This is a genomic window from Peribacillus sp. YIM B13481 (genome assembly GCF_042787985.1).
In the GTDB taxonomy this organism is placed as follows: Bacteria; Bacillota; Bacilli; order Bacillales; family DSM-1321; genus Peribacillus; species Peribacillus simplex_A.
On record NZ_JBHZPE010000012.1, the window covers coordinates 59,072 to 85,096 of the forward strand.

Here is a 26,025-nt window from a genome sequence, read left to right on the forward strand (position 1 = left end):
CTCCAGAGCATTTTTATATTTCAAATGATTATTCCATTTTTTATTTCTACCTAATTTAGTATGGGCATAAACCAATATATAATTCGCAAAAGGCTATCATTTATTCTTTAATGAATTCCTTGGTGCTTCTTACTGTATCAATGGGACGGACCAACTTTTCGATTTGATCCCTTTTCGGTTCTAAGAACGGTGGTAAAGATAACTTTTCCCCAAGCGTTTCATATGGCTCATCCCCCATAAATCCAGGACCATCCGTGGCAAACTCGAATAAAATTTGCGGCGCCACTCGCACGTAAAGCGACTCAAAAAAGTGACGATCAACATAACCAGACGTATGAAATTGAAAGCTTTCCATTCTTTTGATCCATTCTTCCAGAACGGAACGGTCTTCTACACGGAAGGCTGTATGGTGAACAGTCCCAAAACCCTGCCGTGCCTGAGGAAGGATCGAATTATGTTCGACAATTACTTGTGCACCATTCCCACCTTCCCCTACTTCGAATAAATGAAATGATCCTTCAGTGTCTATTTCTTTGAATAATAGGACTTTTTCCATCATTTCTTTAAAGTATTCGAAGTTGGCGATGCGAATGAAAATTGGTCCTAATCCTGTTATTGCATACTCCAGGGGAATCGGTCCTTTTTGCCAAGGGATTCCAGCTGCTATCCCTTCATTGTTTTCATCTGAGATCAATTGATATTGCTGATCATCAAAATCAACAAAAGAAATGATTTTTTTACCAAATTGTTCTTGGATTCCTTTATTCCCCACTTCTAATCGATCGAAGCGCTTAACCCAATAATCTAATGCTGCATCATTCGGTACACGGAAGGATGTTTTTGAAATCTCATTAGTCCCATGCACTCCTTTTGGAATACCAGGAAAGTCGAAGAAAGTCATATCAGTACCTGGACCGCCTACATCGTCAGCAAAAAAGAGGTGATACGTTTGGATATCATCTTGGTTAACTGTTTTCTTGACTAAACGCATGCCTAATATATTTGTGAAAAATTCATAATTCTTTTCTGCACTGCTTGTTATGGCCGTTACGTGGTGTATTCCTTTTAATCCGTTCATATTTTATTCCTCCCATTAAAACAATTCAACTTTTGGATGTTCAGCTTTTTCCTTAATCCCCTACATTTTTCCTTCAATAAGAGTGGCCTATTCATTAAAGGAGGTTTATTATCTCGAATTGATATATCTTTATTTAAAGATAATTTATCATGAATAACATTTGTTGTCAACAACATTACCTCAAATTAATATATCTCAGCTTCAAAATAATTTAAGACAAAAAAAACACCCTTGTCCATTTTCATTTCTATAATATCCATTCTAAAGCAAATGCCATTTTTAAATATGGGTTACTGCTATAGCTATAAGTCGCGGCAAAGACGATCCATCACTTCTTTGGCAAAATTGAATTAGAGTTAAATACGAAAGCCCCCAGGAAAAAACAAATCCTTTACGTGAGGGCTATTTCGTTTTGTTTTTTTATTTTACGTGACGCAATTCCCCATGTTTTCCGGATGAAGAGTTTGTACCATCATTTACTTTTGACTTCTTAGATGAAAGATAAACTCCTGCGAAAATAATCAGCAGGCCAATAATTACATTAGGATTAATCGCTTCTCCCAGCAGGACATAGCCCCAAACCATAGCGGTTGCAGGAATAAGATATGTGACCGTTGCGGCTAACTCTGGGCTGCCATTTTTATTGATGTAGAAATAGATCAGCTGTCCTAGCCCAGAGCCAAAGCACCCAAGACCGACTATGGATAAAACCGTTAGCGGTTCCAACAACATCACTGGCTTAATCGGCTCAGTTATCAGCATCCCGATCAAACCGATAACGGCACCCGTGAGCAGCGTAAACGTCGTAATGACCAATATGCTGGTATTGGAAAGAAATCTTTTCGTAAATTGGCCGGCAAAACCATAACAGGTGGACGCTAGCAGCATTGTCCCAACCCCAATGAATTCCTTGCCGAAAAGCTGACCGACTTGAAAATCCATCAATACTAGAATTCCGAAAAAACCGATAAGAATGCCCACCCATTGTCGGGCGGTTAAAACATATGAAAAAATGATAAATCCGATGATACCCGTCCAGATCGGAGTGGTTGCATTAAGAATCGATGCCGTGCTGCTGTTAATCTCTGTTTCACTTAAAGCTATTAATCCCCATGCTAATCCACAATTGAAGATTCCGACAACGACCAGTGCTTTCCACGGCAATTTCCAGTTGATATCCCTGCGCTTCAACCATAAAATGGGAAGCAGCATTACAGCACCTGCCAAACAGCGGAGAAAAACAATTCCCCAAATGCCCGCTGGCGGGAGCAACCACTTCATAAAAACAAACGATAAACCCCATATCAAACTAAGGCCGATTAAAGCCCCGTATAATCGAAGCATGATGTTCCCCCTTCCTACTTTCTTATTATGACAAACATTGTCAGGGATTTCATATAAAATATAAGATGAACTTGAAATTTATTTTCTGCCAAAATCGGTATAGAATAAACAAAAACCTATAAAGGCAGGATAAAAATGCCACAGATTTCGAATCAAAATAAATGTTTTTTCATATCATAAAAAACTAAAGAAGCTGGAGATCATTAAAGAAGGCAAGCCAGTCTATAGGCTTGCCTTTATCTGAAAAATAAAGTAAAAAAACTTAACATGTTATTTCGTTTCTTCTTCCTACCGCCCGTTTAAATTCTGTGCTAAGTTTTGAGGTAATACTTTACATGTTCACCAATCACTGTGCCGCGTACAACATTTAAAAATTCACAATATTCATTGCTAATATATCGAATTTATCGACAATTACAATTCCATAATATGTACTTTCAAATACCATATCTAATAGTTTATTATTGGAGAATTGTCCAGTAAGTCTCCTTTACCCAGAATCATTTACCATATAATGCCGCGCTTTTGTTCAATACATCCTTACAAAATGAAATTTTTTCAAAAAATCACTGCGAAATAAAGTGTTTTTAAAAGGCTGTTTTCACATACTTTGTTGCTATTTACCAGGTAGTGAGTTGTGGTTGATTTCCCCTCCAGATGCTCGCTTTCCGCGGGGCGGGCGGTGAGCCTCCTCGGCGTAAACGCCTGTGGGGTCTCACCTGTCCCGCTGCTCCCGCAGGAGTCTCGCACTTCCGCTCCAATCAACCTTAAATAGTTTCGTTTTGTAAACAACAATCTTACGAAAAGAGCCTTTTAAAAAAATCGGTCGAGATATATAAGCCCTCTCTAGCGTAATCAAATAGATTATTTTTTCACGCTTCTATGGTTTATATTTAGCGCAAAAAAAGTCTGGCAAACTTTTTTATAGTTGCTAGACTTACGTTCATTTTTAAGATTCAACCCCGATATAAAAGGCAGATTTTGATGATTACTGATCTGTATTATATGAACTATATATGGATGGTATTGAAAGTAATAATAATTTATGAAATAGTCAACTTGTTCGAACATTACCCTTCAGGTGCTTGGTCTATACTCGCTGCAGTCTCGTCTCCAATAAATACAAGGTAAAGTTTATTATTTGCCCGACTTGCTGCAACGTATAAGATCCGAGAAAATTCTAAGGTCGTTTGACGATAGACTCAACTTGAAGGGTGGTATTCTGTGGATGATTGATTATCCCCATTGGCTGAATGGAACAGAAAGCACCTGTTTTATTGATTGTTAATGTACCCTTCTCCCATATCTTCAGGTTTCACCTTACCTGTTCGGAATTTTTGGGCAAGTTCACGGACATCCTTGGCAATTTCCTTAATTGATTTTTCATCGGAATGATTAATAACGGAAATACAAGGTTCGTTCCTCCGTGCCGATCATTTAATAGGCTGCCAGGTCCCGCAGTGCCTTTTCGACTTTTTCAGGATTCACCATGAAGGATTTCTCCAATGCTGGGGAATATGGCATCGCTGGAACATCCGGGCCTGCCAGTCTCATGATTGGAGCATCCAGATCGAAGAGGCAGTTTTCTGCAATAATTGCCGATACTTCACCAATGATGCTCCCCTCCTTATTATCTTCAGTAATCAATAGGACCTTTCCTGTTTTCGATGCAGCTTCAATAATGGCTTCTTGATCCAATGGATAAACGGTTCGCAGATCAAGTATATGAACGGATATGCCATCACTGGCAAGTCTTTCAGCTGCCTGAAGCGCAAAATGAACACAAAGGCCGTAAGTAATCACGGTAACGTCCTCGCCGTCACGTTTTACATCCGCTTTACCAATGGGTAAAACATAATCATCAGTCGGCACTTCTTCTTTAATAAGGCGATAGGCACGTTTATGTTCAAAGAAAAGGACTGGGTCCTCATCCCGAATTGCCGCTTTCAATAACCCTTTCACATCATAGGGCGTAGATGGCATGACAATTTTAAGTCCTGGCTGATTGGCAAAAATGGCTTCAACAGATTGTGAATGGTATAACGCGCCATGTACTCCCCCGCCGTATGGAGCCCTGATGACGATAGGGCATTGCCAGTCATTATTGGAGCGATAACGAATTTTTGCAGCTTCTGAAATGATTTGGTTGATTGCAGGCATGATAAAATCAGCAAATTGCATTTCTGCAATCGGCCTCATCCCATACATGGCCGCGCCAATGCCCACTCCTGCGATTGCTGATTCAGCAAGCGGGGTATCAATGACCCGCTGTTCCCCGAATTGTTCGTATAAACCAGATGTCGCTTTAAAAACGCCGCCTTTTTTCCCTACGTCCTCCCCTAAGACAAATACACGGGAATCACGTTCCATTTCTTCTCGCATAGCCATTATTACGGCATCTATATAAGATATCACTGCCATCTTCTTTCCTCCTTACTTATCTGCATAAACGTATTTTGAAAGCGTGTCTTCATTTGCAAATGGAGCATTTTCCGCATAATCCGTCGCTTCGTTCACAACTTCCATTATTTCCTCGTTCATTTGTTTCTCTAATTGATCATCCATGATCCCTACAGCTTTTAAATAGGCCCCGAATGTAATGATTGAATCTATTTTTTTTGCCTCCGATACTTCTTCAGGCGACCTGTATTGACTATCATCATCGTCGCTTGAATGGGGTGTCAACCTGTATGAAACCGTTTCAATCAAGCTTGGTCCTTCACCACGCCTTCCCCTCTCAGCCGCTTCTTTCACCACCCGGTATACTTCGATCGGATCATTTCCATCAACCGTCACCCCTGGCATGCCATAACCAATGGCTCGGTCCGACACTTTGCTGCAAGCCAATTGTTTTTCGATAGGGACGGAAATGGCATATTGATTATTCTCGCACATCAAGATAACCGGAAGTTTATGTACACCTGCAAAATTCGCTCCTTCATGGAAATCACCTTGGTTTGATGACCCTTCACCAAATGTAACGAACGAAACGATATCTTTTCCTTCCATTTTTGCAGCGAGTGCAATCCCCACTGCATGCGGCACTTGAGTGGTAACTGGCGAAGATCCCGTTACGATGCGATTCTTTTTTTGCCCAAAATGCCCAGGCATTTGCCTTCCGCCTGAATTCGGATCTTCCGCTTTTGCAAAACTGGATAACATTAAATCTCTGGCGGTCATCCCAAATGCAAGCACTACCCCAAGATCCCGGTAATAGGGAAGGATATAATCCTTTTCACGATTTAAAGCAAACGCAGCACCCACTTGAGCTGCTTCTTGTCCTTGACAAGAAACGACGAATGGAATTTTTCCAGATCTGTTCAACAGCCACATCCGTTCATCTATACGTCTTGCCAACAACATCACTTTATACATCTCTAGAACATTTTCATCACTCAGACCTGCTTGCAGATGACGGTTTTCAACCATATGTCATCATCCCTCCTAATAATCAGAACATTTTACTTTAAAACCCAAATGCTGGTCCTCATACTGGCATCCTTTTCAAACGGGAGTGCTGTATCACGAAACACTATTGTTTCTCTTTAGCTATCTCTTTGTCTCGCAAACTAAATTCGCTTATGTTTTCTCGAAGGAAGAAAAATCTCCATTATGTAAACATGCTTTCTATTTAACACCCATACATTCTCATTTACGTTATCATCTAGTATTATTACCTGGTACTAATCCAATTCAATATTATCCTAACACTTTTTATCACATATTTTCAACTAATTTCACTTTGTAAAACAGATCAATTTTCTTGTCTAGTGAATTAAGAACATGAAAAAATGTGTTGTTTGAATTTCCTAAACGACTTTGCCTGAAGTACAAAGCCTATTTATGTACGAACCAAAGTCAAGAAAAACACCGGAATGATGAAAGCGTTTTTTTTGTTGACTAAGTTGAAAAATAGATGTAAATTAAAATAATTCATAAAAATAAATGTTCAGTTTGGAACAGTTTAATAAAGAAAGAATGGTGATGTTGAGTGAAGAATGAAAAACAAATAATTCGATCAGTACAACTATTGCGTTCATTTTGGAACGTGCAGAAAAATATCATGCGATTCGTTCAAAAGACAGCGGCAGAAAATGATTTAACAGTTCCGCAATACTCCATTTTGATGACCATTTCCCCTCATAAGGAGACCACTCAAAAAATAGTTGGGGAGAAAACGTTTCTTCCAAAAAGCACGCTGAGTCAAGCGGTCGATGGCCTTGTTCGGGCAGGCATGCTCCAACGAGAGCATGTGGAGGGCAACCGGCGTGAGATTCAGCTGTCAATCACCGAAAAGGGGGAAAATACATTAAAAATGATTCATTTTCAAGAAAGCAGTATCCACCAAATATTTCAATCGGCGATTGAATTGCTTTCTGAAGAACAGTATGAAGAGTTGCTTGAAACGCATCTTCAAATTACAAACTTTTTAGAAGCTCAAGCAACAGAACAAGGAGAGTGTACAAAATGATAAAAATACTGAAAAATTTATCCGTTTATAAGTGGATTATTTCAGCAGTTATCGGTCTGGTTTTTATTCAATCGATGTCGGACCTCTTTTTACCTACACTCATGGCGGATATTATTGATAAAGGCGTCGTTCGAGGTGACACTCCTTACATTTGGAAAATCGGTGGTTTGATGCTGTTAGTTTCAGCACTTGGCGCTTGTGCTTCCATAATCGCAAGCTACTATTCGTCCAAAGCGGCAATGGGAATGGGACGGGATCTCCGGCTGAGAGTCTTTAATCATGTAGAAAAATTTTCGTTACAAGAATTTGATGAAGTCGGTACCGCGTCATTGATTACAAGGACGACCAATGATATAACACAAGTCCAGCAAGTGGTTATCATGATGCTACGTATGGTAATCAGTGCACCCATCATGTTAGTCGGTGGAGTGATCATGGCAGTATCCATGGATGCAAAATTATCCCTTGTCATTGTCGTCACTATGCCTTTGTTGATTGGTTCGATCCTGCTTATTCTATACAAAGGTGTACCTCTTTTTCAAAAGGTGCAAAAACGATTAGACCGGTTAAACCTTGTATTAAGAGAAAATTTAACTGGAATTCGTGTCATTCGTGCCTTCAATCGTGAAACCCAAGAAAAAGAACGTCTTAAGAAAGCGAATAAAGAATTGACAGATGTCTCGATCAAAGTCAATAAAATCATGGCGTTCATGATGCCTGTAATGATGCTTGTCATGAACTTGACGGTTGTTGGTATCATTTGGTTCGGAGGAGTTCGTATTGATAACGGCGGCATGCAGATTGGGGACTTAATGGCCTTTATCCAATATGTAATGCAAATTATGTTCGCCCTTGTAATGGCATCCATGATGTTCGTTATGGTTCCACGCGCGGCTGTATCCGCAACGAGGATAAACGAAGTCCTTGACATGAAACCTTCATTCTTAGATGAAGGGACAGAAAAGGCAGATCGTGAACACGGTACACTTGAATTTGAACATGTGACGTTCAGTTACCCAGGGGCAGAAGAGCCTGCATTATCGGATATCAGTTTTTCTGCAAGACCTGGTGAAATCACCGCAATAATCGGCGGAACTGGTTCAGGGAAAACGACGCTCGTCAATTTGATCCCTCGCTTCTATGATACTTTAAGTGGGACAATTCGTGTCAATGGTGTTGATATTCGTAATTCATCACAAGATGAAGTCCGGTCAAAAATTGGCTTTGTACCACAAAAGGCTGTCCTCTTTACTGGTACCATTGCTGAAAACATTCGCTTTGGAAAACAAACCGCCACACAAGCTGAAATTGAGCATGCAGCCCGTATCGCGCAAGCTGAAGATTTTATCAGTAGCATGAAAGACGGCTATCATGCAGAAATCGAACAAGGAGGCTCAAACCTGTCAGGAGGGCAAAAGCAACGGCTTTCGATTGCACGGGCACTCATTAGGAAACCTGATATTTATATATTTGATGATAGTTTTTCTGCACTAGACTTCAAGACAGATGCCAACCTTCGTGCAGCCTTGAAAGATGAAACGAAAAATGCGACGGTACTACTCGTTGCACAGCGTGTCAGTACGGTCGTTGACGCTGACCGAATCATTGTATTGGACGAAGGACACATTGCGGGTATGGGAACACACCAAGAATTGCTAAGTACAAATGACATATACCGTGAAATCGCCTTATCACAGCTCTCAGAGGAGGAAATTGCATGAGTAATCAAAAAAAACCTCAAAGCGGCGGTCAGATGGGGCATGGTCCTGGTGGCGGTAACATGATGATGATGGGTCAAAAAGCAAAAGATTTTAAAGGAACACTAAGACGTCTCTTGGCCTATTTAAAACCGCGGCGCAACAAATTGATTGCCGTGTTCTTCGCTGCAATCATGAGTACGATTTTCATGATTGTTGGACCAAAAATCATGGGAACGGCGATTACGGAATTATTCGAAGGAGCCTACGGGAAATTTCAAGGAATACCTGGAGCTGCTATTAATTTTGATAAAATTGGCCAGATTCTTCTACTACTTGCTGGACTGTATGTCTTAAGCAGCCTTTTCAACTATGTACAACAATACATTATGTCCAGTGTTGCACAAGAAACGGTATATGATCTACGGGAAGATGTTAATAAAAAGCTCGAGAAACTTCCTCTCAAATATTTTGAAGGACGTCCTAACGGTGAAACACTTAGCCGAATGACAAATGATATTGATACAATCGGGAGCACCCTTCAACAAAGCTTAACGCAGTTCATCACATCAATCGTCACGATTTTGGGGATTATCATCATGATGCTTTCCATTAGCCCGTTATTGACATTAATCTCGATAGTCAGCTTACCTTTGTCAATATTTGCAATCCGGCCTATTTTAAAAAGATCCCAAAAACATTTTGCCGATCAACAGCGTACACTTGGGCAATTAAATGGGCACATTGAAGAGATGTACACTGGCCATCAAGTCGTTAAAGCATTCGGACATGAAAAAAAGGCAAGTGCCCAGTTTACTAAGGTTAATGAAGAATTGTATAAAGCGGGAAGAAAGGCACAGTTTATATCTGGTATCATCATGCCCATGATGTTTTTTATCGGAAATTTGAGCTATGTCCTCATCAGCGTTGTCGGCGGAATATTGGTAACGCAACGTTCGATCTCAATTGGTGATATTCAAGCATTCATCACATATTCAAAGCAGTTCACCCAGCCGATCACACAAACAGCCAACATCGCAAACATTATTCAGTCAACGGTTGCAGCAGCTGAGCGTGTCTTTGAGCTACTTGATGAAGAAGAGGAAATGAAAGAAAAAACCACAGCTAAAATAAGGAGAGCAAATGGTGCTGTCACTTTTGAACATGTCGACTTTGGATATGGGGAAGAAATGTTAATTAAAGATATGAACATCGATGTCTCGTCTGGACAGACGGTCGCAATTGTTGGACCAACTGGTGCTGGAAAAACGACTATGATAAATCTCTTGATGAGATTTTATGAACTAAATGCCGGAAAGATTAAAATTGATGGTCTGGATACACGGAATATGTCCAGGAATGATCTTCGTAAGAACTTTGGGATGGTGCTTCAAGATACCTGGCTCTTTAATGGCACGATTAAGGACAATATCGCTTATGGAAAAGATGGAGCAACAGATGAAGAAATTTTTACAGCTGCTCGGACGGCACATGCCGACCATTTCATTCGGACACTGCCAGATGGTTATGAGACAGTTTTGAACGAAGAAGCTTCGAACATCTCACAAGGACAAAAGCAGCTTTTGACAATCGCACGAGCTGTTCTTGCAGATCCACCAATCATGATATTGGATGAAGCGACGTCGAGTGTGGACACTCGGACCGAAGTCTTTATCCAAAAGGCGATGAACAGACTGATGGAAGGACGGACTAGCTTTGTCATTGCCCATCGTCTCTCAACGATTAAGGATGCAGATTTGATTCTCGTTATGGATCAAGGAAAAGTGATCGAGCAAGGAACGCATTCGGAACTATTAGAAGTAAATGGTTTCTACGCAGATCTTTACAATAGTCAGTTTACTGAAAATGTAGCTGGTTAATAAGAAAGAGGCTCGATTTCCATTCGGAATCGAGCCTCTCTTTATAATACACAACCACTCCATGCTTACACCGATTAGTCACCCATAAATAAGCGATAACTTATAAGCTGTATCAATATCCCCTTTTATTTCCCTTTTTCATAAATTCCCAATCTACCTCAATATTTTTTCTGACCCTTTGAAGAAGATGAAACACCGCTTCCGTTTCTTCCAAAGAAAATCCAGATAATGCAACCTTGTCGGTATACTCCCCTTCTTTCTGTAAAAAAGGATAGACCTTTTCACCTTTATCAGTAGGATATAACTTTTTAATTTTTTTGTTGCCCTCATCATTTTTCTTTTCGATAAAACCTTGAATTTCAAGTTTTTTAATGGCACGAGCTGCTGTCGTTCGGTCGACCTTTATCATTTCTGCTAACTTTTCTTGAATGATTCCTGGATTTTCACATATTCGAACAAGATACAAATACTGCCCTTTTGTAAGGTCAAATTCTTTAAATTCAATATTACTTATAGAGTCCAATGCCCTTGCTATCATTCCAATTTCACGGAGTATTTCCTTCATTCAAAAAGCCCCTGACTTTTTGTTGTATTTACAACAAAATTAATTTCATTTATACTATAAAAAGGATAGACATTTATTATGACTTGTCTTATTAAATAAATCTAGAAAAGGGATGAAGAACATTGGATTCTAAAAGAATAACTACAGAAAATGATTTGAAAATAGCCTTTCATATCAGAAAAGAAGTATTTGTCGAGGAACAAGGTTTCCAATTAGAAAGTGAATTTGATGAATTTGATACACTTAATGCTCCTTCTGAACACATATTAGTTTATTATAATGAACAACCAGTCGGAACTGGAAGGTTAAGAGTTGTTGATGGTTTAGGTAAATTGGAGAGAATTTGCATCTTAGAGCCTTACCGTAAATTTGGTCTTGGAAAAATAATAATAAAAACGTTAGAAGAAATTGCAAAGGAAATGGAATTATCCCTGGTTAAATTACATGGTCAAACACAGGCAGAGGGCTTTTATAAAAAACTCGGCTATCAAACTTCATCCGATGTCTTTATGGAAGATGGCGGTCCACATCTTTTAATGAAAAAAGAATTAATTAATGAATAAGTGTGTTAAATGTAAGTAAAACAAAAATTAACCTCTATCTGATCGGGATCACACTATTAACCCTTGGTTGTTCTTTAACTATCCAATCAGACCTTGGAACATCACCATTTGGCGCCCTTTTGGACGGGCTTTCCATACAAGTCTACCTTACTGTAAGCTGGGAATTCATAATAGCCTTTATCATGATATTTTTAAATTCGCTTTTAAAAAGGCAAAGACCAGAATTTTTGGTCTGCTGACAGCTTTTATAACAGGCCTTGGTAATTGAATATGGCTTTGGTACAGCCAGAACTAATACTCAATAAACTTGTCTGTTTAGCTGTTATAGGACTAGGAACGGCTATCTACTTACATGAAAATTTTGCACCTATAGACCGTTTGATGTTGATCATTCAAGATTTAACTGGAATGATTTTTTTTTCAAAAACATTAATTTATCTTGTTTTGGTAATCACATTCAATGGAACAATTGGTATCGGGACTCTATTAACCGGTTGTTTAGGAGGGCCTTTTCTCAATTACTTTATCCCATTAACTAGTAGTTTATTAAATAACCCCATTCCATCAGCAAATAGAGATAAAGATAAAGATAAAAACCATTCTATAAAGGACGGTTTTTATCTTTATTTTTCAGTTTTATTCCACAATCTGTCCCTTTTATGAAGCAACTAAAGCTTAATTTCTCACTTTCCATCGAGGAAATAGGCTTATTTATATTTGGATTTCCTTAACGTTGTAAATCCGCGTATTTCCGGTTCAAGCTAAGGAACCGTAATAACTTCAAGCCCTTTATAACACAACGGGTGCTTTTTCATGAACAAGCGGGTGAAGCGCTTGAGTCTCATCAATGTAAACAAAAGCATCATATCTATTTGACAATACAGAAGGTACATAGTTTCCATATTGTTCATATTCCGGTCTGTATACAACCCCAATCGCCCGATGCCCAATCCTATCTAGGAATAGCTGCCGATTTTCATCATTGAAAATGAGCAACTTATCATACGCCCCCGAAAGGTGCATAGCCTCCTCCCAACTTCCCTTCATTGCCGGAGGTACTGTTTTTATTTCAAAATCCATGCCCCACTCGTCTGCTGCAATTACAGTTCCCCTGTAGGTTCCGAAACCTGTGATAAATACATCTTCAGTTGGGTTTTGCTCACGAATGACCTGGCCGACATTAATCATCCCGGAATCTCTCATATCAGTAGCACTGGCATCGCCAACATGGGTATTATGTTCCCACACAATCGCCTTGCCTTCAGAACCGTAAAAATCCATAATTTCATTAAGTGCATCCACCATATGCATATCTCGAATATTCCATGATCTATCGTCATGAACTACCATTGTCCTGTAATAATTTTCTGCATTATACGCCACCAGTGCATTCACTTGAAGATTCAAATTCAATTCTTCGTGATGGGGGTATTTTTCTTTTTTTCGCTGAATAGTTGTCAGTAATTCGGCTACCTCCTCTATACAGTCTTCCGAATAAATGCCTGCCGAAACTGCGTACTCTTCGTTATTCCGATTGAATGGCTCAAAACATGTGAACGCCTGTCTGGCAGCATCGAGGTCAGGTGAATCAATTTGCTTTAAGTAATGGATGACTTCATCCATGGATTCCCAAAGACTATAGATATCGATTCCATAAAATCCAATTTTCTTTTGATTTTGTCCAGACTCATTGTATTGTTTCATCCATTCGATCAAGTCGATTATTTCCTCGTTTGCCCACATCCAGGTCGGCCAGCGGTCAAAACTCTTAAGAACATCCTGTGCGGATTTAGTTTCTAGGTCATAACCTTTAACATATCTATTAATTGCCTGGCATGCGGGCCAATCGCCTTCAACGGCTACAAAGGTGAACCCTTTTTCTTTAATCAGTTTTTTTGTTATTTCAACTCGGGCCGTGTAAAACTCGGATGTTCCATGTGATGCCTCACCCAGCAAAACAAATTTTGAATTTTTAACTTGTTGAACGAGCTTATCCCAATCAGCTTCACTTGTAAGCGGGACTGAATGTTCGATTATTGACTGAACCAGATTATGATGCACTGTTTTTCCTCCTATTCTTCTCACAACCATTATCGTTTGTACTCAGCATTATAAGAATTTGAACCTGCGTGTACTGACAGTAGTGTATCAGCGTATCCTACTAGACGATTTACAAGTTCATCACAAATGGAGTAAACCAGCTGAAAATTTTCTTCCTCAAATAGAGCATAGTCATCCAGAATGACAGTCGTGTTAATGAACATATCTTTGTTTCCATATAGATTGTAGTGAACTATAACCTTTCCAGCAGCGCCTCCAGTAACTGGATCCTTAAAGCCGGGAATAAAAACAAACCATTCTTCAGCAGTAGCAGACCTGAAGTTTTTTGTGAAAGACATTCGCTCGGTTACATTCTGTATCTTTTTTAAATCTTCCGGGTTTATATCCTTGATCTTATTCATTCCATAGCCACCCTTAACACCCTTGTTAATAATCATCAGTTATAGATTTTCCTTAAGGGACCAATCCTATAAATATTATTATGAAAAAATGACTTTCCCCGGAAAAAAGCACGCCTGAACCGCCTAGACTGGCATAAATTTCAGGAGAACCAAATTATTTGCCATATACTTATTATTGTTCAGATTCTTCATTAATTTTAGGTGAGAATGGGTCGGTCAGAATATCACTTAATATCACTGCCCAAAAGGGGACAAACTATATTTGAAATAAGAAAGGAGATGTGAGACATGACAAAAAAATTTAATAAAGGCAGCCGAAATCAAAATTCACCGCAATTACACGGACAAGCTCCTGTTAGTGGGGACAACAGTAAAGGAAATAAAAGAAATAAAGATCAAAGTTCAAAAAGAGATAGTGGAATTTAAATGAAACAAACCGGTCATATTGAAGTGAACCCAAAAAGTTAGACACTTTATTTAATTAGACAGCCTTGAGGGCATGAACCCGGTAATCTACTGGGCTCATGCCTTTTAATTTCGCTTTGGTTCGTCGGTGATTGAAGTGGATATAATCTTCTAGTTCTTGTTTAAAATGCTGTCGGTGATCGGCATTCGGAAGGGCTGAAAATTTTATGCATATTAAATCTGACCGGAAAGTGGGATTTGAAGCAGGCCTTCACAACAGGTGGCATGCCAAGTTCGCACTAATCCTATGTGGGAGCGAATAAAGGCTGGTTGCATACGGAGACATCTCCTGCGACAGTGTTTGCCGTGATTGTGATGAATGATGCTCAGGGGATTCGGCGCCATACAGGTGCTAAGCTTGTGAATGATCTTGAAGATAATCTGCGAAGTTTTCTGGAGAGTTTCCGAGTTTTGAGTTTGTGGAGCGTGAGAAAGAACTAAATGAACTGCTCGGACATTAGCCTGTGGAAGTGGGAGCTGATGAACTGCTTGGAGTTGTACTTGGGTTTATGTCGGGTAAATTGGAGGATGGCAAGCCCTCAAAAATCAAACGGCTGAAAACGGTGGATAAGCCTTCATATTCTAAAACTTGAAGTAATGTATAAAAATTTCATAACGCTTATATTAATACGTTCCTATGCTATTAAAATAGACGAACAATAACTTAAGATAATGGGTTTTTAACAGTTCAAAACCGAATAATTTATCTCAATGAATTTAGAGCCGAAAATGACCTAGGCCTCTCTGCTTATTAGAAAGGCTTAGGTCATTTCATGTCCCCAAAATCAGTTCTTCCGGGACATTTTCATAGCGAAAGAGTACATATCCGATCTGAATAATCCTTTATAATATTCTACTAAGTTACCATCAGAATCAAAAATCATCCGTTCTGTAATCAGCAAACACATCGTTTCTTTTATCCCCAAATGTTCAGCATCTTCTTTTGTTGGAAAGCCGCAGGTTATAATTTGCTCCGCTTCACAAAAGTTAATGTTCAGATCTCCTTCGAGTGCGTCATATAATACGGTGGTACTTAAATCGAATTTCGTCAATTCTTTTCCTAGGTCCAAAGAATAATAATGCAATTCAATGGCTATGGGGACATCCCCCTGTAGACGCAGCCTTTTAATATGGTAAGATTCATCTTCAAAACCATTTGCATCAGCTATATTTTCAGGCGTCATTACACGGCCATGATCCAGTAATTCAATCCCCATGCCTTTAGTAGTTTCAGTGAAACTTATCATTTTAAGCCATTCCTGTACGGGTTTAAGGGAAACGAACGTTCCCTTCCCATGCCTTTTTTCCAATATCCCCTCACGAACCAGGATGGATACGGCTTCCCGTACAGTGCTTCTGCTGACTGAATACATATCCATTAGTTCCCTTTCACTCGGGATTTTGTCTTTATAATAACCTTCTAAAATCTGATTTTCCAATATGGTTTTTAATTGAGCGTGTAATGGGATTGGATTTTTAAAGTCTAACTCCATAAAATTTCCTCCAAACAGAAAAAGACATCGTAATGTTCGTATCAGTTCTTATATTGTAAACCAAATAGTTATAATTTTCAAACATGCCAACACTCGCTTTTCCTTATATTGGGATTTGACGGATTATCCATTGTTTCTTTTCCAATACAACTCACATTCAAAAACCGTTTTCTATGAATGAATAAATAAGCCCCGATTAGTACTCGTATTCAGGGTATCCTATATGCACCCGTCACCACAAGTGGAAGATTAAACAATAAAGTACGAGATTATGGAAAGCAGCAAAGAGGTAATGGTCATGGCTAAAAGAGGACGCATGGCTTTTGTGCGCAGTGCCTGCAGGCTTACATTCAGTCCAAGACCGATCATGGCCATTGTTAATATGAATGTAGTCGTATTGGATATACCATCCATTACGATTGGAGACACAGTAATATAAGTTCCAAACACATAACTTCCAATTAGACTCATGATTATAAAACCAACGAGGAACCAGGGAAAATCAATTTTGGCATCATGGCCCATTTTCCCGGATGTACGTTTTTTCATCCAATACATAAAAATGAAGCATAAAGGGATAAGTAAAAAGACACGGCCCAATTTTGCGAGGAGTGCAATCGCTAGCGCATCTTCACCAGCCGGAGCTCCTGCCAATGCAACATGGGCGATTTCATGAAGACTGATTCCAGACCATATACCATAATCCAAAGCGGACATCGGTAGGATTGGACGTAAAAGGGTATAAACAATGGAGAAAAGCGTTCCCGTTAAAGCGATTATCCCGACGCCTATGGCTGTATCTTCTTCCTTTGCTTTCACGATTGGAGATATTGCCGCAATAGCCGCTGCACCGCATATCCCAGTTCCAACAGCAAGAAGAAGGGAAATGGAGGCATCTGCCTTAAACCACTTTGCAATCAGGACCATCACGACTATGGCAAATGTTACTGTCCCTATGTCACGTATCAACAATGGCAAACCCTGATTGAAAATCACATCAATATTTAACTTCAATCCGTATAAAATAATGGCAAAACGCAAAAGTTTTTTAGCGGAAAATTCAATTCCCGTCCGGAATTTTTCTGGATAACCAGCGATTTGACGATAAATCACGGCAATGATGATCGAACACGCAAGAGGACCGATTCGATTGAATCCTGTAATCTTGGACAGCCCCAAGCCTAAAAGTGCTATAAAAAAGGTAAAAGCGATACCGCCCATCCATAAAAGCACCTTATTTTGAAGCGGTGAATTCGAATTTTGCTGTTCCTGACACGTTTCTTCCATTGGCTCATATTTTTCTAATTCCATACATTCCTTCCCCCTTCCCAGATAACCTGAATCATTAGGATCATCCCCTACTTTCAATCGTTTGAAAAAGATCGGTCTCTTCTATATTATTAGGTGAATTCCCTTTGATAAAATACTCGGATTCCTTTAAAAAAGGCAAGTTCGGCTTTTGGTTTCCCCACAGTTCAGGAACGGCTAGAGTCTGGGAACGATGAGATCTTAAAGCTCGGATCTTTTTCTGTAAAGTCCCTGCTATATTCACTCTTGTGATTCTGCTCAGCCCGTTTTCCTTTAACCATTCATCATAAAACACATGCCAAAGGACAAAGTACAGACTTTGAACTTTAAAAGGTGGAAATACTGGATCTGGATAAAAATCGGGATCACGGGATTTTAGAAAAGCAAATTCGGCAGCACGGCCAATCGCACAATGGTCTGGATGCCCGCCATATTTCTCATGGAATGTTACTAGTGCATTCGGTTGAACCTTACGAATCACCTTTACGATTCTCACCGCCAATAAATCGAAGCTTTCAAATTCAATCGTTTTATCCCTTACGTGTAAAAATCGCAGGTCGCTGATCCCCAATTCTTCACAAGCTCTTTTTAACTCCTCTACCCTTAGTTCAGGCAATGCCTCCCTTGTAGTAAGAATGGGATTTCCCATGCGCCTGCCCATTTCGCCTTTTGTCGCACATAGTAAAGTTATATGAACACCTCTTTCAGACATTTTGGCAATGGTTCCGCCACACAGGAATGATTCATCATCGGGATGAGCAAGAACCACCAATAACCTTTGTTGTGATTGCATATTTCCTCCTACTTCGGATTCACCAGTTTTCCCACACTGTGAGACCCAATATGAAAAAATGGACATGGGATGTCAAAACGATTAGACATATCATGCCCATCTTCAAATTCGTCTATAAATATAGCACCCTAAAGCTAATCATCTTTTATGGTTAGCATAATTCATATAAAACAGATTTAACCGTTTCAATGACAAAGCGTAAATCTTCAACGGTCGAAGATAAAGGCGGTGCAATGATCAATACATTTCCATATCCAGGAACTGTATCACCATTACGGCCGATGATAAGGCCCTTTTCCTTGCAAGCCCCTATTATTTTACCCATGAACTCATCGGAAACAGGTGTTTTTTTCTTTTTATCTTCCACTAATTCAATGCCATATAAAAATCCAACACCACGTACTTCCCCTACTTTATCCAGGGCTGTCAATTCAAAGAGTTCACTGAGTGTCGATTCACTGAGTTCAGATACTCGTTGAACGATTTTTTCATTTTCTATGATTTCAATATTCTTTAGAGCAACTGCGCAAGATGCTGGATGGCCTCCATATGTTGACACATGCCTGAAATGATTTAACTTTCCATTCTCTTTGAATTTCTCATAAATCCTAGAATTCACTGCCGTTGCTCCAAGTGGAAGATAACCGCTGGTTAAACCCTTTGCCATCGTTACAATATCAGGTTGGACACCATCGGAGTGCATGAATCCAAACATTTTTCCGGTTCTTCCAAAACCTGAAACCACTTCATCCACAATTAAGAGAACATCATGCTTCTTACAGATTTCTGAAACTCTTGTTAGGTATTCTTTCGAAGGAATGAGGACCCCGCCACCAGAGATGAATGGTTCAAGAATAACACCGGCTACCGTTTCGGACCCTTCAAAATTAATAACCTGATCGATATATTCGGCTGCTAGCAAATCGGTGTTCTCAACGTTGTCCCCAAATGGGCTTCGATAACTGTACGGCGGTGGCACATGCAGGAAACCTGGAACCGCCGGGTCATATTTCACTCTCCGGTTCGCCTGTGCGGTCGCGCTTAGCGCCCCGAAAGTATTACCATGATAAGCCCTATACCTAGAGATGAATTTGTATTTACCTGGATTTCCATTTTGTGAATGATATTGCCTGGCAATCTTGAAAGCTGTCTCATTCGCCTCAGAGCCGCTGTTCGTAAAAAAAGTGGTATAGGAGCCCTTTAAATGTTCACTTATTTTTGCAGATAATTCGATTGCCGGCTTATGGCTTAACGTTAAAGGGAAGTAAGATAAGTTAATCATTTGTTCATAGGCTGCCTGCGCGATTTCTTTTCGTCCGTGACCCAGATTCAAGCACCATAAACCGGAAACCCCATCTAAATATTTATTACCTTTAGTATCTGTGAACCATGAACCGGATCCTTCTGTAGCCATCATGGGAGCATCCTTCTCATTATAGCGATGCATCGCATGCCATAAATGGTCTTTATCCATTTGAACAAGGTCTTTCGTTTCAGTTTCCATCTTCACTATTGAAACCCCCTTATTTTTCATTGAATGCAATTAAGTTAAGTTCCCATGCTGTTACAGATCTTTAGAGTGAATTGGTGTTGGAACGATAACCCAAATTCAGGTCATCGCACAAGTCATATCACTCTTTTCGAACCATTATTTATCCCAGTTTTTATGATCTAAATGAGAATATTTTTCTAATAATCTAGTAGGCATTTTTAATGCATCTTTTCTAAATGGAGGAGCTAATTGTGTTCCATCCACTTGTATATCAATGACAGTCGGTTTGTTTGATTTTATTGCTTTTTCAATGACAGAACCCAATTCCTCAGGTTTTTCCACTCTAATGCCGACAGCACCCATAGATCGGGCAACTTCTGCAAAATCAGGATTTTGGATATCAGCCCCTACAAAACGGTTATTATAAAAATCGACCTGGTTCTTTTTCTCTGCGCACCATGCATTATTATTGAAGACACATGCTATGACCGGTATGTTTTCTTCTACAGCCGTACTCACTTCATGTAAGCTCATTCCCCATGCGCCATCTCCAACAATGGCTATAACAGGTGTATTCGGCTCAGCTAATTTGGCACCTAATGCGGATGGGTAAGCAAATCCCGTATTCCCGAATGTAAGCGCAGCGATATGCCTGCGGCTCTGATTGAATTTCAAGTAAGCGTTTGCAGTTGACGATACATTACCGATATCTGTAGTAACGATGGCATTTTCGGGCAACACTTTAGTCAATTCCAATAGGGCACGACGCGGATTGATCGGGGTTCCATCGATCATCGCAAGTTTCACCAATTCTTCTTCCCATTTTTGTTTTTCATTCGTTACTTCGACAATCCGCCCTTTTTCTTGTTTTAGGTCAGGTTTACTAGCCTTCAACCGTTTCAAGATTTCACGACTCGCTTCACGGGCGTCTCCGATGATCCCGACTTCCACAGGGTGCGTCCTCGCTATTTGCCTTGGGTTAATATCTATTTGGATGATTTGCGCATCTTTAGGGAAATAATCAATGTCATAGCATGGTAACGTTCCAAATACCGATAATCTTGTACCGACCGCCAATATGACGTCCGCTTTCTTAAGTGTATTCATGGCAGCCTTTGAACCCATGTAACCGATTGGGCCGACTGACAATGGATGATCAGCAGGAAAGGCATCATTATGCATATAGGAGACAGCTACCGGAGCCGTTAAATATTCTGCAATATTCTTAATTTCCTCAATACCATCTGAATCAACCGTTCCCCTCCCGGAAATGATGACAGGATACTCAGCCTCAGCTAAAATTTCAGCTGCTCTATCCAAGGATGCAGAAGATCCGCAGCCCCTTTCATCTACGCGATATTGATGTGGCTGAAGTATTTGATCTTCCACTTCACCATAGAAGTAATCACGGGGGATATCGAATAAAACCGGTCCCCTTTCGGCATAGGCAATCCGGAATGCTGTCCTCAGGCAATCCGCGACCCGGCCTGGGTGTGTCACTCTAACCGTTTCTTTCGTGATTGCCTTGAAGATGGATACCTGATCACATTCTTGAAAACCATCCCATCCAACTGTTGGTGTACCAGCTGAAGGTGATATGACCACCATTGGAGTATGAGCTTGATTGGCCGCTGCAACAGAGGTGACCATATTCGTCATTCCAGGTCCGTTTTGCCCGATGACAACTCCAGCAACACCTGATACACGACAATACGCATCTTCCATATGTGCTGCACTTTGTTCATGGCGGACACCAATGAAACGAATGCCTGCAGTTGGCAATAAATCAAGCATATCCATGAAAGCCGATCCCAGAATTCCAGAAATATGTTTAACTCCCTCAGCCACTAATGTCTCAACGATGGCTTCACTTGGTGTCATTTTAACTTTCGTTCCTCTTAACATTTTTGTTTCAACCATAGCACATTCTCCTTTAATTTTAGTTATTTCTGATAATGACGTTGCGACGTCCGTACCAGTTATAAGATGTATAATACTACCACTGGATGAAACAGTCAATAAATAAATTGAATATTTTGATTTTATTTAAAACCTCTAACCATCATAGTCACTAACTCATGTATTTGAATCTTTTTTAACCAATAAATATATCCTTTTTTTCTGTCAATCTGTAGTTGATCCTATCGATGATCTCCAATAAATCACCTATATCATCAATTACGAAATCGGCACCTGCATTCCAAAAACGATTTTCTGCATGTTTCATCCGTTTTTGCAGATCATATGGGCCCATTTCGTTGATTTCTGCTTCTGAAAGGCCGATTTCACTGCCGCCCTTCAATACGGCAACAGTCCACATTCCTGCAGAAATGCCTTCTTTGATGTCACTTATCGTATCGCCAACTTTAACGATTTTACTGAGTGGATACACTTGGAGATTCATCGCCGTCTTAAAGCACATCCAAGGGGCAGGCCTTCCTGTAGGCACTTCGGTAGATGCAACGATGGAATCTGGTTGATAGCCCCATTTTTCCGCCTCTTGTTTAACAACATCAATCATTTCACGAGTGTACCCTGTTGTCGATCCGATTTTTATTCCTTGCTGCCTTAAACGGCTGACTAATTCAATTACGCCTGGTATTGGCTTGGAGTTTTCCTTGAGAACCTTAAAAAGCAAAGCCTCAAAGTCCATATATAATGATTTTAAATCTCTTTCGTCCGGTTCTTTCCCGAATTTAGCAATCCATAAATTGGAGATTCGTTTCATTTTCAGGAGTTCCATTATATGATCCATTTTCAATAAACCCATAGGTTCCCTTGCTTCCTTAATGGTAATATCTATCCCCCTTATCCTGAAAATCTCGACAAATGCTTGGACCGGTGCAAAACAACCATAATCCACCGTCGTTCCTGCCCAATCAAATATCACAGCCTGAACCTCTTTGCATTCTTTTGCACTTTCCAAACTATGTCCCCTCCTATCGCTTACCCCCTCCAAAATCACCGAACTTGCTAAACCTGTTAAAACCCATAAATTCCCCACTGGTGATAACCTGGGTATAAAGAGAATTCATTTCACTTCTTCCAAAAATAACTGTAGATCTTCTTTAGTAGCTTCAGAGAGTCGTTTTATCTTTTCAAGGTCCTTATCCGGATTCCCTGACTCCCCAATTAATGGGTAAAGGTTTTTCTCAATCCGTTCATACCAATCAGGGTATTCATCTTCCACTTGCTTTTCTATCGAATCCCAAGTAGAACTGATCTCTTTTCCCATTTCTTGAATTTTCACTGAATCCGCCTCCGTACTTATTTCTGATTCCAATCCTTTAATGGATTGAATCACATCGTCGACACCTTTTTTAATAACCCCTGCATTTTGGGTTTCACCCGTATTTGAATCTGGATTTTCATTCATGACTGGACTATTTTCTTGTTGGGCCTCGTCTGGTTCGCTTGAATTGTTGCAGCCTGACAGCAATATGGCTCCAAGGACAACCCCACTAGTAATTACACGGAAACCATTCAACATAATCCCTCCTTCATGATTTAAAGACAGATGTCACCAAGCACTTGTTGACGCAACTCTCTTTTTCTATGGGAAATCATATTCTAGCTGATTAGTGATTGAAGAATTTTGTCTGAGGAATTCCATAGAAGTAAACGAAGCATTACCTTAAATTAAATCAATGGTATAGAGCCAAAGCTATAACTTTTCAGAATTAGGGGAACCAGAAACAATATTTAATTCATTCTCCATATACTTCGCTTTTTTTCGCCGAAGGAAAAAGAATGAACAGATAACGATCAAGCTAAATAGCATGGTAAAGATAAACTGTGGACGCTGCGAATCGATAAATGCCATTAATATTAACACGGAAATCATGGAAATTATGGTCGCATAAGTCAAATACGGGAATAACCACATCTTGATTTTGAAAACTCCGGGATTCTCTTTCTCCATTCTCTTCCTTAATCGGAGATGTGAAACCGCAATGGCCAGATAAACAAGAATTCCGACTCCACCCGAGGAATTCACTAAAAAGAAAAAGATTTTATCAGGTGAAACATAACTAAAAATGGTGCTGATAAAGGCAAATAAGGTAGAGCCGACTACAGCAAATATAGGAACGCCGTTTTTGCTCACTTTGGAAAATAACTTTGGAGCGTCGCCTTTTTGTGCAAGTGAAAATAACATCCGTGAACTCGTATATAATCCCGAATTCAAACAGGAAAGCAATGCAATGAGAATCACTAAATTCATGATCAGGGCAGCAGAAGGGATACCCATCATTTCAAGTACGGCAACAAATGGACTTTTCAGCAAAGAAGCCGAATTCCAGGGTAATAGCGTCACTAGTATGGCGATGGACCCAATATAGAAAATCAGGATTCGCCAAACTACACTATTCAATGCACTTCTAACTGACTTTACCGGATCACTGGTCTCACCAGCAGCAATCGCGGGAATCTCCACTCCAACAAAAGCATGAAAAACAATTGCGACACCAACAAGCACAGAACTTATCCCATTTGGAATAAAACCGCCAAAATTCAAAAGATTAGAAGTGCCAGGTGGTTTTATCGTTGGGATAAAACCTAATATCACTGCCACGCCCAAGAACAAAAAAAGGATGATACTGATTATTTTAATGATTGAAAACCAGTATTCGAACTCACCAAACGATTTTACGGAAAAAATATTCGTCATTTTCAATAGGATAATCAAAGATAGACTTATGACCCAGACGGGAACGGAAGGAAGCCAGCTGTGTATGATTGCAGCTCCCGCTGTTGCTTCCAAAGCGATTACGATAACCCAAAAGAACCAATATAACCAACCTGTTGTAAAACCGGCCCATTCACCAATCCCCTCTCTTGCATAAACGGCAAAAGATCCAGTATTTGGATTCACTGTGGCCATTTCCCCAAGCATCCTCATGACTAATACAACGATCAAGCCTGCCAAAACATATGATAAAATCGCCCCGGGGCCCGTTTGACCAATAATGATACCGCTTCCTACGAATAAACCAGCGCCTATGACACCACTCAAAGATATCATCGTTAAATGTCTTTGTTTCAGACCTGGCTTCAGTTCTTCCTGTTGATGTTTCATACCCTCCACCAACTTTCAATATTTTGGGGAATCAACTAAGATAATCGCTACTTGAATGTAAAAACAAGGCTTTTCAGCTGCCTGTCCTTTACACTTTCACAAAGATAGTGGGAACTTGGAAACATGGCATTTTCCAACAGCACAGGAGATGACGCTATGAACTTAAGATTCTATATCACTATTCCTCCTTCCTTAAGGCTTGAAATTCGAAGCGAATCTAACATCACTACGTCATGATGTTAGTACCACTTTCTATGTGTATAATACACTCTGATTTTTTTAAAGTCAATTTAAAAATCAGAATATTTAGATAACAAAATGAAAATTTAAATAAATGGTGGTCCTTAATTCAAGAATCACTGCTAACCTCTAATTTTTTCATTTTATTTCTTTCACACTGGAGGCTTCATCGAACGCACTATCCCTTCCTATCTTTAAGGCCTTCTGCTTCCTATCCAGCATTTTCTTTAAAAGAAATGAAAAAAACAATGTAAACGCAACTCCCTTAACAATCGATGTATAACCGTAAACAAGAAGGCCCAATATCAGTACAATAAGATTAATAATCCTTATTGTCGCTGCAATATCTATTTTTTCATTCTTATGATGTAATATTAAGGCGATCACGTCAAAGCCAACAGTGGAGGCATTTGCTGTTATACATAAATAGTATCCTATCGCTATCAAAATCGATGAAATAAGAATCACTAGAACGATATTCACATCAAAATCAATATTCAATGAATAAAAGAAATTGAAGAACAGCATATAGCTAAGGGAACTTACAATTGACTTAAAAAAGTACTCTTTCCCCAGAAAAACTAAACAAATGATTAACAGTAATCCTGTAACTAAATTGGCGAGCATGGCAATATTATAACCTGATAATGCATGCAATAATAATGCCGAGCTAGTTACGCCTCCATTAATAATTTCGTTGGGAACGATAAAAAAAGCATAGGCAAAGGTCATGGAAATGTTTCCTGCGATAATTTTCATTAAATCCCTCATAAATTTCTCACCACCCCTTTCAATATTTTGATAATGCTTTCCCCCCTAGATATATATTTATACTTGAACGATGCAATCAACATTCATTTCTCCATCCAATTTTTTCGAATCATTCAGCTTTACAATCACATTGATTTAATAATGCTTCCTTTGGAATGACCCCTTACCTTATTCATGTTGGGTTTCTTGTATTAGTGGTATTTTGTTTAAAATGATTGGGTGAAATTAAAATAGGCTGGTTTATGTCAAGTGATTACAATTATTCGCTAACCATAACCCCCTCTCCTTCTAATAAATAAAATAAAACATGCCACTTATAATCATTT

The 26,025-nt window shown here is 39.6% G+C and carries 21 protein-coding genes and 4 pseudogenes; 7 read left to right on the forward strand and 18 right to left on the reverse strand.

The genetic code is table 11. From position 1 onward, the window contains the following. Nucleotides 1-100 precede the first annotated feature (100 nt). The 5 genes and pseudogenes from ACFX4X_RS09825 to ACFX4X_RS09845 form a co-directional block, all read right to left on the reverse strand. On the reverse strand, nt 101-1,078 hold the full coding sequence (locus ACFX4X_RS09825; protein WP_377383129.1) for a ring-cleaving dioxygenase: 978 nt from the start codon (nt 1,076-1,078) through the stop codon (nt 101-103). A 420-nt stretch (nt 1,079-1,498) separates the two neighbouring features. Then, the gene (locus tag ACFX4X_RS09830; RefSeq protein ID WP_377383131.1) at nt 1,499-2,422 is read right to left on the reverse strand and encodes a DMT family transporter; all 924 of its coding nucleotides are present in this window, start codon (nt 2,420-2,422) and stop codon (nt 1,499-1,501) included. A 1,183-nt stretch (nt 2,423-3,605) separates the two neighbouring features. Further along, nucleotides 3,606-3,825: pseudogene (locus tag ACFX4X_RS09835) on the reverse strand (2-oxo acid dehydrogenase subunit E2); the annotation flags it as partial. A 34-nt stretch (nt 3,826-3,859) separates the two neighbouring features. Next, nucleotides 3,860-4,843, reverse strand: coding sequence for an alpha-ketoacid dehydrogenase subunit beta (locus ACFX4X_RS09840; RefSeq protein WP_125163310.1), 984 nt, complete (start codon nt 4,841-4,843; stop codon nt 3,860-3,862). A gap of 12 nt (nt 4,844-4,855) precedes the next feature. Beyond that, nucleotides 4,856-5,851, reverse strand: coding sequence for a thiamine pyrophosphate-dependent dehydrogenase E1 component subunit alpha (locus ACFX4X_RS09845; protein WP_061462835.1), 996 nt, complete (start codon nt 5,849-5,851; stop codon nt 4,856-4,858). Between the two features lie 562 nt (nt 5,852-6,413). On the opposite strand from ACFX4X_RS09845, the gene ACFX4X_RS09850 reads away from it, so the two are divergent. Genes ACFX4X_RS09850 through ACFX4X_RS09860 form a run of 3 tightly spaced genes read left to right on the forward strand, consistent with a single transcriptional unit; the run spans nt 6,414 to nt 10,470 of the window. Continuing rightward, nucleotides 6,414-6,893: a MarR family winged helix-turn-helix transcriptional regulator gene (locus tag ACFX4X_RS09850; protein ID WP_377383133.1), complete on the forward strand. Its 480-nt coding sequence runs from the start codon at nt 6,414-6,416 to the stop codon at nt 6,891-6,893. Beyond that, nucleotides 6,890-8,614 carry an ABC transporter ATP-binding protein gene (locus tag ACFX4X_RS09855; protein ID WP_377383135.1) on the forward strand — a complete coding sequence of 575 codons (1,725 nt, stop codon included), beginning with the start codon at nt 6,890-6,892 and terminating at the stop codon, nt 8,612-8,614. Before ACFX4X_RS09850 ends, ACFX4X_RS09855 begins: the two co-directional genes overlap by 4 nt. Continuing rightward, complete coding sequence (locus tag ACFX4X_RS09860; RefSeq protein WP_377383138.1) at nt 8,611-10,470, forward strand: ABC transporter ATP-binding protein; 1,860 nt, start codon at nt 8,611-8,613, stop codon at nt 10,468-10,470. Before ACFX4X_RS09855 ends, ACFX4X_RS09860 begins: the two co-directional genes overlap by 4 nt. Before the next feature lie 112 nt (nt 10,471-10,582). On the opposite strand, the gene ACFX4X_RS09865 is transcribed toward ACFX4X_RS09860, so the two are convergent. Beyond that, nucleotides 10,583-11,035 carry a MarR family winged helix-turn-helix transcriptional regulator gene (locus ACFX4X_RS09865; RefSeq protein WP_377383139.1) on the reverse strand — a complete coding sequence of 151 codons (453 nt, stop codon included), beginning with the start codon at nt 11,033-11,035 and terminating at the stop codon, nt 10,583-10,585. Between the two features lie 122 nt (nt 11,036-11,157). Here ACFX4X_RS09865 and ACFX4X_RS09870 point away from each other — a divergent pair, with 122 nt between their 5' ends. Together ACFX4X_RS09870 and ACFX4X_RS09875 are read left to right on the forward strand one after the other, a co-directional pair. Next, entirely contained in the window at nt 11,158-11,598 is a 441-nt protein-coding gene (locus ACFX4X_RS09870) for a GNAT family N-acetyltransferase (protein WP_377383141.1), read from the forward strand. 2 nt (nt 11,599-11,600) lie between these two features. Next, nucleotides 11,601-12,261: pseudogene (locus ACFX4X_RS09875) on the forward strand (YczE/YyaS/YitT family protein). 126 nt (nt 12,262-12,387) lie between these two features. Here the strand turns inward: ACFX4X_RS09875 and ACFX4X_RS09880 are convergent. Next, nucleotides 12,388-13,659: an erythromycin esterase family protein gene (locus tag ACFX4X_RS09880; protein ID WP_377383143.1), complete on the reverse strand. Its 1,272-nt coding sequence runs from the start codon at nt 13,657-13,659 to the stop codon at nt 12,388-12,390. A gap of 29 nt (nt 13,660-13,688) precedes the next feature. Then, nucleotides 13,689-14,060, reverse strand: a complete 372-nt coding sequence (locus tag ACFX4X_RS09885; RefSeq protein WP_089363320.1) for a hypothetical protein — start codon at nt 14,058-14,060, stop codon at nt 13,689-13,691. A gap of 288 nt (nt 14,061-14,348) precedes the next feature. Here ACFX4X_RS09885 and ACFX4X_RS09890 point away from each other — a divergent pair, with 288 nt between their 5' ends. After that, nucleotides 14,349-14,486: a hypothetical protein gene (locus tag ACFX4X_RS09890; protein ID WP_167555979.1), complete on the forward strand. Its 138-nt coding sequence runs from the start codon at nt 14,349-14,351 to the stop codon at nt 14,484-14,486. A gap of 55 nt (nt 14,487-14,541) precedes the next feature. Here ACFX4X_RS09890 and ACFX4X_RS09895 read toward each other — a convergent pair. Further along, nucleotides 14,542-14,655 (reverse strand): annotated as a pseudogene (locus ACFX4X_RS09895) (IS3 family transposase); the annotation flags it as partial. A gap of 26 nt (nt 14,656-14,681) precedes the next feature. On the opposite strand from ACFX4X_RS09895, the pseudogene ACFX4X_RS09900 reads away from it, so the two are divergent. After that, a pseudogene (locus tag ACFX4X_RS09900) lies at nt 14,682-15,118 on the forward strand (divergent PAP2 family protein). 192 nt (nt 15,119-15,310) lie between these two features. On the opposite strand, the gene ACFX4X_RS09905 reads toward ACFX4X_RS09900, so the two are convergent. From ACFX4X_RS09905 to ACFX4X_RS09945, 9 genes are all read right to left on the reverse strand, one after another. Next, the gene (locus ACFX4X_RS09905; RefSeq protein ID WP_089363302.1) at nt 15,311-16,018 is read right to left on the reverse strand and encodes a GntR family transcriptional regulator; all 708 of its coding nucleotides are present in this window, start codon (nt 16,016-16,018) and stop codon (nt 15,311-15,313) included. 249 nt (nt 16,019-16,267) lie between these two features. After that, complete coding sequence (locus ACFX4X_RS09910; RefSeq protein WP_377383176.1) at nt 16,268-17,305, reverse strand: YeiH family protein; 1,038 nt, start codon at nt 17,303-17,305, stop codon at nt 16,268-16,270. A 64-nt stretch (nt 17,306-17,369) separates the two neighbouring features. After that, nucleotides 17,370-18,119: a PIG-L deacetylase family protein gene (locus ACFX4X_RS09915; RefSeq protein ID WP_377383146.1), complete on the reverse strand. Its 750-nt coding sequence runs from the start codon at nt 18,117-18,119 to the stop codon at nt 17,370-17,372. Nucleotides 18,120-18,270: 151 nt separating this feature from the next. After that, on the reverse strand, nt 18,271-19,623 hold the full coding sequence (locus tag ACFX4X_RS09920; RefSeq protein ID WP_377383178.1) for an aminotransferase: 1,353 nt from the start codon (nt 19,621-19,623) through the stop codon (nt 18,271-18,273). A 144-nt stretch (nt 19,624-19,767) separates the two neighbouring features. Further along, nucleotides 19,768-21,531 carry a sulfoacetaldehyde acetyltransferase gene (xsc, locus tag ACFX4X_RS09925; protein WP_377383147.1) on the reverse strand — a complete coding sequence of 588 codons (1,764 nt, stop codon included), beginning with the start codon at nt 21,529-21,531 and terminating at the stop codon, nt 19,768-19,770. Between the two features lie 175 nt (nt 21,532-21,706). After that, complete coding sequence (gene phnX / locus ACFX4X_RS09930; RefSeq protein ID WP_377383149.1) at nt 21,707-22,537, reverse strand: phosphonoacetaldehyde hydrolase; 831 nt, start codon at nt 22,535-22,537, stop codon at nt 21,707-21,709. Between the two features lie 105 nt (nt 22,538-22,642). Further along, nucleotides 22,643-23,098 (reverse strand): hypothetical protein, encoded by a 456-nt coding sequence (locus ACFX4X_RS09935; RefSeq protein ID WP_377383150.1) that lies wholly within the window; start codon nt 23,096-23,098, stop codon nt 22,643-22,645. Nucleotides 23,099-23,275: 177 nt separating this feature from the next. After that, a complete protein-coding gene (locus ACFX4X_RS09940; RefSeq protein ID WP_284471040.1) occupies nt 23,276-24,688 on the reverse strand; it encodes an amino acid permease in 1,413 nt (470 codons plus the stop codon). Nucleotides 24,689-25,066: 378 nt separating this feature from the next. Then, a complete protein-coding gene (locus ACFX4X_RS09945) occupies nt 25,067-25,687 on the reverse strand; it encodes a YitT family protein (RefSeq protein ID WP_377383152.1) in 621 nt (206 codons plus the stop codon). Nucleotides 25,688-26,025: the final 338 nt, after the last annotated feature.

Coding starts and splice junctions, on each gene's coding strand:
- ACFX4X_RS09825 (WP_377383129.1), bottom strand. CDS start 1,078: ATGAACGGATTAAAAGGAATACACCACGTAACGGCCATAACAAGCAGT.
- ACFX4X_RS09830 (WP_377383131.1), bottom strand. CDS start 2,422: ATGCTTCGATTATACGGGGCTTTAATCGGCCTTAGTTTGATATGGGGT.
- ACFX4X_RS09840 (WP_125163310.1), bottom strand. CDS start 4,843: ATGGCAGTGATATCTTATATAGATGCCGTAATAATGGCTATGCGAGAA.
- ACFX4X_RS09845 (WP_061462835.1), bottom strand. CDS start 5,851: ATGGTTGAAAACCGTCATCTGCAAGCAGGTCTGAGTGATGAAAATGTT.
- ACFX4X_RS09855 (WP_377383135.1), top strand. CDS start 6,890: ATGATAAAAATACTGAAAAATTTATCCGTTTATAAGTGGATTATTTCA.
- ACFX4X_RS09860 (WP_377383138.1), top strand. CDS start 8,611: ATGAGTAATCAAAAAAAACCTCAAAGCGGCGGTCAGATGGGGCATGGT.
- ACFX4X_RS09865 (WP_377383139.1), bottom strand. CDS start 11,035: ATGAAGGAAATACTCCGTGAAATTGGAATGATAGCAAGGGCATTGGAC.
- ACFX4X_RS09885 (WP_089363320.1), bottom strand. CDS start 14,060: ATGAATAAGATCAAGGATATAAACCCGGAAGATTTAAAAAAGATACAG.
- ACFX4X_RS09890 (WP_167555979.1), top strand. CDS start 14,349: ATGACAAAAAAATTTAATAAAGGCAGCCGAAATCAAAATTCACCGCAA.
- ACFX4X_RS09905 (WP_089363302.1), bottom strand. CDS start 16,018: ATGGAGTTAGACTTTAAAAATCCAATCCCATTACACGCTCAATTAAAA.
- ACFX4X_RS09910 (WP_377383176.1), bottom strand. CDS start 17,305: ATGGAAGAAACGTGTCAGGAACAGCAAAATTCGAATTCACCGCTTCAA.
- ACFX4X_RS09915 (WP_377383146.1), bottom strand. CDS start 18,119: ATGCAATCACAACAAAGGTTATTGGTGGTTCTTGCTCATCCCGATGAT.
- ACFX4X_RS09920 (WP_377383178.1), bottom strand. CDS start 19,623: ATGGAAACTGAAACGAAAGACCTTGTTCAAATGGATAAAGACCATTTA.
- xsc (WP_377383147.1), bottom strand. CDS start 21,531: ATGGTTGAAACAAAAATGTTAAGAGGAACGAAAGTTAAAATGACACCA.
- ACFX4X_RS09940 (WP_284471040.1), bottom strand. CDS start 24,688: ATGAAACATCAACAGGAAGAACTGAAGCCAGGTCTGAAACAAAGACAT.
- ACFX4X_RS09945 (WP_377383152.1), bottom strand. CDS start 25,687: ATGAAAATTATCGCAGGAAACATTTCCATGACCTTTGCCTATGCTTTT.